This is a genomic window from Mesorhizobium loti (genome assembly GCA_014189435.1).
In the GTDB taxonomy this organism is placed as follows: domain Bacteria; phylum Pseudomonadota; class Alphaproteobacteria; order Rhizobiales; family Rhizobiaceae; genus Mesorhizobium; species Mesorhizobium loti_G.
The window spans coordinates 5,219,252-5,230,852 of record CP050293.1 but is presented as its reverse complement, the minus strand read 5'-3'; the positions used below and the strand labels follow the sequence as shown (position 1 = coordinate 5,230,852).

Sequence of the window (11,601 nt, the reverse complement as noted above, 5' to 3'; positions counted from 1 at the left end):
CCAGCCGCCGCCTTATGCTGCGGGTCCAATGCGCAAGCAGGGATCTGAACCGCCCGATCATTCTGCGCTCCTCGATCTCTCGGCGAATTTTTTCCAACTTCGCTCAAAAACTTAGAATAAAGCTATCGATCCGTCTAATCAGTTGTTCTTGTAAATTCGATCGATATTGGTTCTTAATGCGCCCATGACCCTGGACCAGTTGCGGATTTTCGTCGCCGTCGCCGAGCGCGGCCATATGACCAAGGCGGCGGAACTGCTGGGCATTTCGCAGTCGGCCGCGTCGGCCGCCATCCGCGCGCTTGAAGAACAGCACGGCGTGCATCTGTTCGACCGGGTCGGCCGCAACATCGAGCTTGCCCAGACCGGCCACCGGTTCCTGCCGGAGGCCAAGGCCGTGCTCGAACGGGCCGCCGCCGCCCGCAATGTGCTGGAGCATGTCTCGCAGACCGTCACCGGCAGCCTCTCGATTGCCGCCAGCCAGACCATCGCCAGCTACTGGCTGCCGCGCCGGCTGGCTTCCTTCCACGAAGCCTATCCCGCCGTCAGGTTGAGCGTCAGCATCGGCAACACCAGGCAGGTTGAGGCCAATGTCCTCGATGGCGCGGCCGATCTCGGCCTGGTCGAAGGGCGCACCGAGTCCGACATATTGCGCCGCACCAAGGTCGACGTCGACAGACTGATGCTGGTGGTTGCCAGCGCGCATCCGGAGATCGCCGAAGTTGCGCCCGGCCACTCCGACATCAAGGACCTGCGCTGGATCATCCGCGAGGGCGGTTCGGGCACGCGCGAAGTGCTGGAGGATCTGGCACGCCGCGAAGGAATTTCACTCGCCGACTTGCAGATATTCCTGGTGCTGCCAAGCAACGAGGCTATCCGCCAGGCGGTCGAGGCAGGAGCCGGCGCCACCATCATTTCGGAGCTTGTCGTGGCCCGCGCCGTGGCCGAAGGCAGTCTGAGATCGGTACCGCTCGAATTGCCGCAACGCGACTTCGCCATGATCACCCATCGCGATCGCCAGGCAAGCCTGGCCCAGATGGCGCTCAAGGCGCATCTCGGTGCCGGCGCCGACGAAACGGTGCCGGCTCGCCCGTGAGTGGGCCGCGTCAACCGAATTTTCGCTGAGCGTCCAGTGCCAGGCCAAGTCCGACCGAGCCGAACATGTCGCCTTCGATGACGGATGCCTGCGGCACCAGCGCCAGGATTTCTCGCCTTGCCAGCGGGATCGCGGTCGATCCGCCGGTCAGGAACACTGCGGTGATGTCGGACGGCTTGACCTGAGCATCCCGGATGGTCTGGCCAACCGTGGCGGTGACCCGCTCGATGTCCCGGGCAATCGTGGCATCCAGCCCGCTGCGCGTGATTTCGGCGGCGAACTCCGCACCCGGCAACTTCACCGCCACATGGGCGGACGAACTGTCGGTCAGCTCGATCTTGGCCTTTTCGACAAGTGCCGCCAGCGCGTGTCCGTAGCGGTGTTCGACGATGTGGATGAAGCGGTCGACCAGGTCGGCGCGCTCGGCCTCGTAGCGGATCTGGCGCAAATGCGTCATCGCCTTGGCGGTGTAGACCAGGTTGATGCGCTGCCATGTCGCGAGGTCGATGAAGTAACTGGCCGGCAGGTTGCGCTTGCCGTCCTTGGTTGGCGTCAAATAGCCGAGCTGCGGCATCACATGGGCGATGCTCAGCAGTCGGTCGAAATCCGTGCCGCCGATATGGACGCCCCGGCTGGCCAGGATGTCGTCCTTGCGGTCGAGCAAACGGGAGCGCTGCGGTGAAACGCGCACGATCGAGAAGTCCGACGTGCCGCCGCCCATGTCGATGATCAGCGCCAGTTCCTCGCGCGTCACCTTCTGCTCGTAGTCGAGCGCCGCCGCGATAGGCTCGAACTGGAAGGCGATATGCTTGAAGCCCTGGGCGCGCGTGGCGTTCTCGAGTTCGCTTTGCGCCTTCGCGTCGGCTTCGGCGTCATCATCGACGAATTGCACCGGCCGGCCAAGAACCACGGTCTCGACGGTATCGCCGGCATCTGCTTCCAGCTTCTTCTTAAGATGACCGAGGAACATGCCGACGATCTCCATGAAGCCGATCGAGCGCGCCTTGATGCGGGTCTTTTCATGGGCCAGCGAACTGCCGAGCACGCTCTTCAGCGAACGCATCAGCCGGCCTTCGATGCTGTCGGTGTAGTTGGCGATGGCGTGGCGGCCGAAACAGGTGCGGTTGTCCTCGAAGTTGAAGAACACGGCACTGGGCAGCGTCACCTGGCCGTCTTCAAGTGCGACAAGGCGCGGCTGCCCGTTGCGGACCACGCCAACGGTGGAGTTTGAAGTGCCGAAGTCGATGCCGCCGAAGGCTGGTCGCATGACAAGTTCCTGTATTTGTCGTCGGCGAGCCGACAGGCGCCATGAGAAATCGCGCGCTGCCCGGGGACGGGCTGCTCTGCCGAACCGAATTGTTTGTGTCTGCCATTTGGCTGGGGAGCGCGGTCTACCGCATGCTCCTGCAAAGGGAAACCATTTTTCGGGAAAAGTTCTGAAGTGCGTCGCGTTTGAGTGGATTCACGCGACGCACTTCAGGTCTTTGATTCGATGCATGTCGTTCTCCCAAAACCGGGGCCACTTTTGGGCGACATGCATTAATCGCGCCGGAAGATCAGCCTTCCGAGCCAGCCGGTCAGCATGGCCAGCGATATCGCGAAGACGCCATAGAGGAAGGAATAATTGTGGGCGACACGGAAGATCGACTGTTCGAAACCGGATTTGCGGATTTCGAGCTGGGCCGAGCTTTCCTTGATGAACAGGCCGCTCTTGAACAGGAACGCGCGGGCTTTATGGGTTCCAACTGGCACGTTCGGCGCCAGCCTGACGGTGGCGCGGAACAGGTTCTGCGACAGGAATTGCACGCCGCCGACATTCTCGCTGTAAAGGCCGGTCGCCGACTTGCGTTCCCGCAACGCAGCGGTGAATTCCTCGATGGTCGCCGGGCTGTCGCCGGCATCGGCGGGCTGCATGTAGAGGTTGGAGGCGCCGAGCGACAGCTGCTTGTAGCTGTTGGGTTCGGTGATGTCCTGCAGCGGCCGCGTCGTTGCCACCGAATAGGACACCGGCACGTTCTCGAAGGTTTCGGAGTCCAGATTGACCCAGACGCCGAGCACTCGGTCCTTGCGGCGCACCACCACCGGTTTGGGCGGACCTTCGAGCACGACGATGACATCGTAACGGCCCTGGCGCGCGACGAGTGGATCGGGATTTTCCAGCGACCCGAAGATGGTCAGGTCGGCGCCGGAAAAGCCGGCGGTGATCGAGACATTGTCGGTGGAGAGCCCGATCTGGATGCCTTCCGTCAGCGGGGTCTGTGCCTTCGCCGGCACGGCGGCCGCAAGCAGCGACAGGACAATGGCGGTTGCGAATGCGTTGCGAGCCCTCATCAGTTGAGGCCCACGGCGGACAGCGAATAGAGATTGGGCGGGGTGACGAAAAGATCGATCGCCAATCGTATCGCCACCGCCAGTACCAGCAGCGCCAGCAAGGCCCTGAGCTGCTCGCCGCGCAGCCTCTGACCGGCCTTGGCGCCATATTGCGCGCCGGCCACGCCGCCCGCCATCAGCAGGAAGGCCAGCACGACGTCGACCGTCTGGTTGGTGGTGGCGTGGACCAGTGTCGTGTAGGCGGAGGTGAAGATGATCTGGAACAGCGAGGTGCCGATGACCACGTTGGTCGGCACTTTCAGCAGATAGATCAGCGCCGGCACCATGATGAAGCCGCCGCCGACGCCCATGATCGACGACAGGAAGCCGATACCGGCGCCAAGGCCGAGCACCGGGATGACGCTGACGAACAGTTTCGAGGCCCTGAAGCGCATCTTCAGCGGCAAGCGGTGGATCCAGTTGTGCTGGCCGGATTTCTTCAGCACCGGCGCCGCACCGCTGCGCGTGGCGCGCAGCGCATTGACGCTTTCGACCAGCATCAGCCCGCCGACGGTGCCGAGCAGCACGACGTAGAGCAGCGAGATGAACAGGTCGAGCTGGCCGAGGCGGCGCAGGAAGGCGAAGACGTAGATGCCGCCGGTGGAACCGACAATACCGCCGGCCAGCAACACCCCGCCGAGCTTGAAGTCGAGGGTCCCTCGCTTCATGTGCGAAAGCACGCCGGAGACGGAGGATGCGATGACCTGGTTGGCGCCGGTGGCGACCGCGATCGCCGGGGGTATGTTGTAGAAGATCAAGAGCGGCGTGATGAGGAAGCCGCCGCCGACGCCGAACATGCCCGACAGGAAACCCACCGCCGCGCCCATGGCCAGCAGGACGAAGATATTGACGGAAATTTCCGCGATCGGGAGATAGATGCCCACCCGTCAGTCTCGATCAGTTCTGCCTGTCGGCGAATGCAACCGTTGCGGGCATCTTGGACCGACAAGCCAATTCGTTCTTGCGCCGGAGGTGCTGCGAAGTCAAACCGCGCCACGCCGCCGAAACAAAAAACATCTCAATCAGTTAACAGGCAAATGTGTGGCAAGGGCGTCGTGGAAGCGACGCCTCTGCCGTTATTTGCGCGCCAGCAGCGCCTTGACCAATTTCTCATCGACCTCGCCGGTCGCCGCCATCTTGTTGTCGGTCTGGAAAGCCATGATCGCGGTCTTCGTCTTCTGGCCCATCTTGCCGTCGGCGCCACCGGCGTCGTAGCCGTTCTTGTTGAGAATGCGCTGGATGTTCTGGACTGCCTTCTTCATGTCGATACTGGCGGTCGTCTGCGGTGCGCCGTCCTGCCAGGATTCGGGAATGTCGGCCGAATTGGCTGCCGCATCCAGCGGCTTGGCCTTCCACAGCTCAGTCGCGGCGCGGGCGCGTTCGAGCTGCTCTGGCCGCAGCGCATTGGCGATTTCGTCGCGCTTGGCCGCGGCATCCTTGTCGCCGGTCTTGGCAACCAGCGCGAACCATTTGTAGGATTCCTCGAGATTCTGCTTCATGCCGACGCCCTTGGCGGCGAGGATGCCGAGATTGAACTGGCTGTCCTTGACGCCGACATCGGCCGCCGCCTGGAACCAGTGCGCGGCCGACTCATTGTCGGTCACGCCGTCCGCGGCCATGGCGAACAGCACGGCCAGATTGTGCATGCCGCTGGCGTTGCCCTGCTCAGCGGAAAGCTGGTACCAGGTCTTCGCCTTCTTGATGTCGCGCGCGACGCCGATGCCTTTTTCGTAGAAATTGCCGATGCGATATTCGGCGGGCGCGAAGCCGAGTTCCGCCGATTTCTCGTACCATTTGGCGGCCGCCGCCATGTCTTCCTTGACGCCGCGCGACTCGGCATAGCGCGAGCCGATCTCGAACAGCGCCTTGGCATCACCGCCGGCGGCGGCATCGCGCAAGGCGACCGGGCCGGCGTCAGCGGGAATGTCGAACTTTGCCGTCGCCGCCGCCGGCGAAGCGTCCGCTGGCGCAACCGCGCCCGTGGTGTCCTTGGCGGCGGTCGGCTGAGCCGCCATCGGCTGGGTAGCGGTGTCGGCATCGGTTGCGTCAGCGGAGGGCGTAGCAGCCGGGGCGGGCATAGCGGAAGCCGTCGTGTCGGACGCCATCGCGTTCGCATCGGCGGGCGCGGCCGAAGCGAACGGTGCGGGAGCCGGCTGGGCTGGCGGCGCGGCATCGATAGACGGCTCGGCGCCTGGCGGCGTGGCCATCGGGGTTTGCGATGCCATATCGTCCTTGGTTGGCGGGTCGGACGGTTCGGCCTGTCTGACGGCACGTTCCGGCGCGCTTTCCGCTGCCGGAAGCTGAATGTCTGTCTTTGGCTGGCCAGCGGCGTCGAATGAGGCGGTTTTCACCGGCTGCGAGGCGACGATCGGCGCGACATCGTTGCTCGCCACCTGGGCGGGATCGGCGAAGAAGGCCTTGCCCAGCTGTAGGGCGCCCAGCGCCAGCAGGATCGCCGTTGTCCCCATCAGGATCGGCTTGCGCCGTGCCTTGAGCAGGTCGCCAATCCGCAGCGCCTTCACCGGTCCGGTCACCGTCGACTGGCGCTTCAGCGCATCGGCCTCGGCGGCCGCGGCCTGCGCCGCGCGCCGGGCCGCGGCGATGAAATCCGATTTCGCGGCATCGGTGTCGCTGGGCTTGGCCGGCTGGCCGCGCTCGTCGCGCACGCGCTTCATGATTGCATTGAGGTCAGGTGCGCCGGAGCCGGGCTCCAGTGGCCGGTTGGCCATTTTCGGATCGAGCGGCTCGTCGAGATCGACGCTCGGTATCGGAGCATTCGGCGCCGAGCCGGCCAGTGGCGGAATGTCCGCCTCCTTCTTGCCCTTGAAGGCGCGGGCCAGGCCGCCGAACATCGATTTGCGGCCGCCCGCCTGTTCGTTCTTCTCGACAATCGTGTCAGAGCCGAGAGCAGCCATGGCCGCAGCCGCTGCGGCTTCGGCGGGCGTGCGCGTTCCCATACCCAGGCCGCCCAGGTCGCTGCGAGCACCCGGCTCATTGCGCAGGATGGCGGCGGCGCGGCCATCGAGATCGGCCATGTCCCCAGTCAATGGCAGGGGCTGATCGATATCCATCGACGGTGCGTCGACAGCCATCTTGGGTCGCCGTGCGCCGCGCCAGTTGCTCGGCTCGACCGGTGCCGCATCCAGTAGTTCGCTCATCGCCTCGACCGGCTCGCCGGGTTCGAGCGAACCCAGCCGGTCGACGATCTTGAGCAACGTGTCGTGGATGGCCTCGAATGTTCTCGAATTGCGCTCGTCGGAGCGCCGCGTCAGCGTTTCAAGCGTCTTCAAATCCTGGGCGAGGCCGGAAACGGCGGTCGTATTGGCGCTCGAACCGGCCAGCGATTGCACTGCGTTCTCGGCCGCTTCACGCGCCGCGCCAAGGATGGAATCGCGGGTTCCAGCGAGCGACTTTTCAATTTCGTTGAGACGCGGGCTGATGTCCTCGAATTCCGGCAGCGGCGTGCTGGGCTTGGAAAGATGGGCAGACAGGCCGGCGACCTGCGCCTCCAGGCTGCGGATCAGCGCCGGATCGATGCCGGCCACCTGCGCTGCCGAAGCGTCCAGCCGGCTTGAAATGTCTTCGAGCCGGCTTTCCAGGCCGCGGATCGCCGCTTCGCCCGCGGGATCGGGAACACGCGTTTCCATGCGCTTGGCCAAAGCGGTGAAGCGGGCATCGATGGCTTCCATGATCCCGGCGCTGTCGACCTGCGGCATGCGCTGGTCGAGCCTGTCGGCAACCTCGTCCAGCCGGCGTTCGAGATCGCGGAACAGCATGTTGCCCTGTTCGATGGCGTCACCCTGGCGGCGTTCCATCATGCCCGACAGCACGTCGAAGCGCTGTTCCAGCCCGTGGAAGATGTAGTCGGCGTCGGGCATGGCGGGCGCCTGGTCGATCTTGTCGGCGATGAGTGCGATCTGCTTGGCCAGGCGCTCCATCGCCTGCTCGGGCAGGTTGGCGCGGCCGGCGAGCTCGTCGACCCGGCTCGACAGCGTACCCAGCCGGTCCATGACCGCGTTGCCGGGCCGATCCTGCGCCACTTCCTCGATCTGGCTGGCAAGCGAGTCGATCCGCCTCTCGATGCGCTCGAAAGCCTCGTGGTCGAATGAATTGGCTTGCGCCGCGACCGTCGATGCGACGATGGCGCGGGAAATCTCGTCCAGCCGCTCGTCGATCATGCCAAGCGTGTCGCTGCCGCGATTGTCCTGCTGGCTGGCGAAATGATCGACGGCGCTGGCAAGCGTGCGCACTTTTTCCTCGAGCGAGCGCAGCGACAGCGATTCCGGCAAATTGTTGACGGCATTGCTGATCTGCTCGAGCCGGTCGGTCAGGACAGACAGGCCCGGGTCGTCCGGCCGGTTGCGCTGGTTGGCGTCGACGCGGTCCTCGAAAGCCGTCCAGCGGCGATCGAAATCGTCCCAGCGGCGATCGACCTTCTGCACGCTCTCTTCGCGCGCCAGCGTCTCGAGCGCGGCTTTGACCTGTTCGAGCTCGAGCCGCAGCATGTTGACGCTTCTGTCGTCGCTCTTCTCGGCCAGCGTCTGGATGGCGCCGGAAAGCCGTTCGAACTCAAGGCCGAGTTCGGCGCTGCCCTTGGCCGAAGCGCCGGGCCTGGCGCCCGACTGGAAAGCCCGCTCGATGTCCTTGCGCAGCGCTTCGAACTCGCGCTGCAGCCCTGATGTCATCTGGTGGCGCAATTCCTCGCGCATGCCGCGCAACTCGCCGGCGATCTTGCCGACCATGGCCACGCCGTCCTCCTGGCCGCGCACGCGATCGATGTCGCGGGCAATGGCCTGGTAGGCGGTGGCTCCCTGCATCGGGCTCTTCGGGCGCGGCGCCGGCTGCGGATCCTCATACCAGCGCTGCTGGCCGGCGGGCCGGGCGGCGGGATAGCGCGCATCGGCGCCATATTGGCGGGGATCGGGTTGGCGGAGATCTGGACGTGCCATCGGTTCCTCGCGCGTCCGCTCGAGCCGCTGCTCCAGCGTCTCCAGCGACTGGTTCAACTGCTCGAGCGTGGTCTGCGGCCTGCGCTGCCTGCCGGCGTTGAGAGTATCGAGATAGGACCGCTTGCTGTTCATAGGTGCGTCCGTCTTTCAGAATGGCTGGCTCGTGGCCAGTTCCCCCAAGTCCCTGTCGGAACGAAGGCGACCTGCGGCTATGCCGCGGCGGAAGACGAGCTTCCCAGGTTCTCACCCGCGCTCCGAAAAACCGTGAAAAATTCGATACAGGATAACCACGGGTAGCCGACGTGCCCACATTTCCCCCAACGTGGTAAACAACGCGTTAACCAAACTTAAGAAGTTGCAAGGATGTTGGCTGCCGGCCTGACGGTGCGGCATAAAGCTCACCGCGCAGAACGCCCTTGCGTCATGAGGCGGCTATCGGTATAGAATTGACGTAAACGTAAAAGGCGCATCGAGCGTGCTGTTTGCGATTTGTTTGTTGAAACCACGACTGGAAGCAAGCCCCCGCTTCCAGTCAGGCGACGCACGGTCCAGGACCGCGACGCCACCAGACGGGGAAAGCCAGTGACCATGAAGCTTATCTCGGCCGGCGAGACCGCGGCCAATACCAATATGTCTGTCGAAGCCGGCGAGGACCTTGTCCGCATCGGCGAGATGGCGAAGAAATACGGAGTGACGCTGCGCACGCTGCGTTTCTACGAAGACAAGGGCCTGCTCAACCCGCAGCGTGACGGTTCGACCCGTCTCTACACGCGCCGCGACAAGGCCCGGCTGAAGCTGATCCTGCTTGGCCGCAAGGTCGGGTTCTCGCTGCGCGACGTCAAGCAGATGATGGATCTCTACGATCCGACCGGTTCAAACACCAAGCAACTCAAGCTCGCGCTGGACAAGTCGGAAAAGCAGCTTGCCCGCCTGCAGAAGCAACGGGCGCTGATCGACGACGCCATCAACGAGCTGAGCGGCTCGATGTCGGCGGTGCGCCAGATGCTGGCCGAGCGCACGGCACCGCAGGCGAGCGCGGCTAGCTAAGGCAATTCCGTTCGGGATCGCATCAAGCTCCAAGTCATCTGCTGATCGTTTGATTATCAAAGCCGCGTGGCCCTGCCGCGCGGCTTTTCGTTGTTCTGGCCCCACCCATATGGCCTTTCGGCGCTGGCTTGCGCGACGTCGCGCCGCTACGCTCATTGCCGCAGTGGGCGGGAAATCTTGTCGCATCGAAAAAATTGACGTTTACGCAAACGTCAATTTTTGCTATCCCGCTTCCAACATGGGTCCGCATGCCGCCCCTGGCTTGTCTTCGGGGCATTCGGACCGGGTTTGCAGGGTGGAGAAAAAGCATGCCGACATACAGGGCTCCGGTCCAGGACACGCTGTTCGTGCTCAACGAGGTGCTGGGTTATCAGCGCTATTCGAACCTTCCCGGATTTTCCGACGCCACGCCCGATGTGCTCGAGGCGATCCTCGCCGAAGGCGCCAAGCTCGCCGAAAACGTCATGCATCCGCTGAACCGTGTCGGCGACATGGAAGGCTGCGTGCGTCATGACGATGGCTCGGTGACGACGCCGAAAGGCTTCAAGGAGGCCTTCGACCAGTATCGCGAGGGCGGCTGGATGGGATTGGCCGCACCGGTCGAGTTCGGCGGCCAGGGCCTGCCCTATGCCGTGCACACCGCCGTCGCCGAATACATGGTCTCGGCCAACATGTCGCTGATGATGTATCCGGGCCTGACGCAAGGTGCGATCGCGGCGATCATCACCCACGGCACCGACGAGCAGAAGGCCAAATGGCTGCCCAGGATGATCGAAGGCGCCTGGACCGGCACCATGAACCTGACCGAGCCGCATTGCGGCACCGATCTCGGCCTGCTGCGCACCAAGGCGGTGCCGAACGGCGATGGCACCTACAAGATTTCAGGCCAGAAGATCTTCATCTCGGCCGGCGAACACGACATGTCGGACAACATCGTCCATCTGGTGCTGGCCCGCATCGAGGGCGCGCCGGAAGGCGTCAAGGGCATCTCGCTGTTCATCGTGCCGAAGCTCATGCTCGACGCATCGGGCAATCCGGGCGCCAGGAACACCGTCTCCTGCGGCTCGATCGAGGAGAAGATGGGCATCCATGGCAATTCGACCTGCGTCATGAACTATGACGAGGCCGAGGGCACGTTGCTCGGCGAGGCCAATGGCGGCCTCAAGGCCATGTTCACGATGATGAACGAAGCGCGCCTTGGCGTTGGCCTGCAAGGGCTTTCGCAGTCGGAGATCGCCTACCAGAACGCCGTCGCCTACGCCAAGGACCGTTTGCAGGGCCGTTCATTGTCGGGGCCGAAGGCGCCGGACAAGAAGGCCGACCCGATCATCGTCCATCCCGACATCCGTCGCAGCCTGATGACCATGAAAGCCTTCAACGAGGCCGGCCGCGCGCTGGCGCTGTGGACGGCGATCAAGTCCGACATCGCCCACCGCTCCGGTGACGACAAGGACCGCCAGGCCGCCGACGACTACACCGGCCTGATGACGCCGGTGGTCAAGGGCGTGCTCACCGACAAGGGGTTCGACCACGCCGTCATGGCGCAGCAGGTGTTCGGCGGTCACGGCTACATCGAAGAGCACGGCATGAGCCAGTTCGTGCGCGATGCCCGCATCGCCATGATCTATGAGGGCGCCAACGGCATCCAGGCGCTCGATCTCGTTGGCCGCAAGCTCGGCCTGAATGGCGGCCGCGCCGTGCAGGCCTTCTTCAAGGAAGTCGGTGAGTTCTGCGAAGAGAACCGCGCCGACGAGAAGATGGCGCCGTTCACCAAGGCTCTGAAGAAAGGCCTCAACGATTTGCAGGCCGCCACCATGTGGCTGGTGCAGAACGGCATGGCCAAGCCCGACAATGCCGGCGCCGCCTCCACCGACTTCATGCATCTCTTCGGCCTGGTCGCGCTGGGCTACATGTGGGCGCAGATGGCCAAGGCGGCACTTGGCAAGACGGACGCCAATGGCGCCCAATCTTCCCATGAAAACAACGTGGCCTTCTACGACAACAAGGTCGTGACGGGACGCTTCTTCATGGAGCGGATCATGCCGGAGACGTCAGCTCATCTCGCCCGCATTTCGAGCGGCGCCGACACATTGATGGCACTGCCGGCGGAAGCGTTCTAAGCTCGACCTCGCTAGCCTTTTT

At 64.0% G+C, this 11,601-nt stretch carries 7 protein-coding genes; 3 read left to right on the top strand and 4 right to left on the bottom strand.

The window, feature by feature from the left end; all coding sequences use genetic code 11:
* Positions 1 to 184: 184 nt before the first annotated feature.
* The gene (locus HB777_25070) at positions 185 to 1,093 is read left to right on the top strand and encodes a LysR family transcriptional regulator (GenBank protein QND66861.1); all 909 of its coding nucleotides are present in this window, start codon (positions 185 to 187) and stop codon (positions 1,091 to 1,093) included.
* Positions 1,094 to 1,103: 10 nt separating this feature from the next.
* Here the strand turns inward: HB777_25070 and HB777_25065 are convergent, their stop codons facing one another.
* The 4 genes from HB777_25065 to HB777_25050 form a co-directional block, all read right to left on the bottom strand.
* Positions 1,104 to 2,360 (bottom strand): Hsp70 family protein, encoded by a 1,257-nt coding sequence (locus HB777_25065; protein ID QND66860.1) that lies wholly within the window; start codon positions 2,358 to 2,360, stop codon positions 1,104 to 1,106.
* A gap of 272 nt (positions 2,361 to 2,632) precedes the next feature.
* On the bottom strand, positions 2,633 to 3,424 hold the full coding sequence (locus HB777_25060; GenBank protein ID QND66859.1) for a TIGR02186 family protein: 792 nt from the start codon (positions 3,422 to 3,424) through the stop codon (positions 2,633 to 2,635).
* Complete coding sequence (locus HB777_25055) at positions 3,424 to 4,347, bottom strand: sulfite exporter TauE/SafE family protein (GenBank protein QND66858.1); 924 nt, start codon at positions 4,345 to 4,347, stop codon at positions 3,424 to 3,426. Before HB777_25055 ends, HB777_25060 begins: the two co-directional genes overlap by 1 nt.
* Positions 4,348 to 4,539: 192 nt before the next feature.
* Complete coding sequence (locus HB777_25050) at positions 4,540 to 8,544, bottom strand: peptidoglycan-binding protein (GenBank protein QND66857.1); 4,005 nt, start codon at positions 8,542 to 8,544, stop codon at positions 4,540 to 4,542.
* Positions 8,545 to 8,994: 450 nt separating this feature from the next.
* On the opposite strand from HB777_25050, the gene HB777_25045 reads away from it, so the two are divergent.
* Both HB777_25045 and HB777_25040 read left to right on the top strand, forming a co-directional pair.
* A complete protein-coding gene (locus HB777_25045) occupies positions 8,995 to 9,459 on the top strand; it encodes a MerR family DNA-binding transcriptional regulator (protein QND66856.1) in 465 nt (154 codons plus the stop codon).
* A gap of 308 nt (positions 9,460 to 9,767) precedes the next feature.
* Positions 9,768 to 11,579: an acyl-CoA dehydrogenase gene (locus tag HB777_25040; protein ID QND66855.1), complete on the top strand. Its 1,812-nt coding sequence runs from the start codon at positions 9,768 to 9,770 to the stop codon at positions 11,577 to 11,579.
* Positions 11,580 to 11,601: the final 22 nt, after the last annotated feature.